The sequence below is a fragment of the Pseudoalteromonas sp. SG45-5 genome, assembly GCF_014164085.1.
GTDB classification, from domain to species: domain Bacteria; phylum Pseudomonadota; class Gammaproteobacteria; order Enterobacterales; family Alteromonadaceae; genus Pseudoalteromonas; species Pseudoalteromonas aliena.
Genome location: NZ_JACJEM010000173.1, coordinates 1 through 352, shown reverse-complemented (window position 1 = coordinate 352; position 352 = coordinate 1). Strand labels below are relative to the sequence as shown.

At 36.6% G+C, this 352-nt stretch carries 1 rRNA gene; it reads right to left on the bottom strand.

Features of this window, described 5'->3' with window-relative positions:
- Nucleotides 1-82, bottom strand: a 16S ribosomal RNA gene (locus tag H5119_RS20155); the annotation flags it as partial.
- Nucleotides 83-352: the final 270 nt, after the last annotated feature.

The window sequence follows — 352 nt, the reverse complement described above, 5'->3', positions numbered from 1 at the left end:
CTACTCTCTGTTACCGCTCGACTTGCATGTGTTAGGCCTGCCGCCAGCGTTCAATCTGAGCCATGATCAAACTCTTCAATTAAAAAGTTTTATGTCTTTCGACAGCTCAATGAATTCTGAATTTTGTTTTTGTTGCCAAAAACGAATTGACTGTGCGTTATTATTTTCACTTTTAAAAAAAGTAAAATCAAAACAGCTCAAGGCTGAATCTTTTAATAACATATGGCCACTCAGTTTTCAATTGAGACTCTAATTTGTTTGCCTTACTTAGCGAACTAAGCTTGGCTGTTAGAACTCAATCTGTACGAGTGCCCACACAGATGATTGCTTTATATTGTTAAAGAACGTTTTG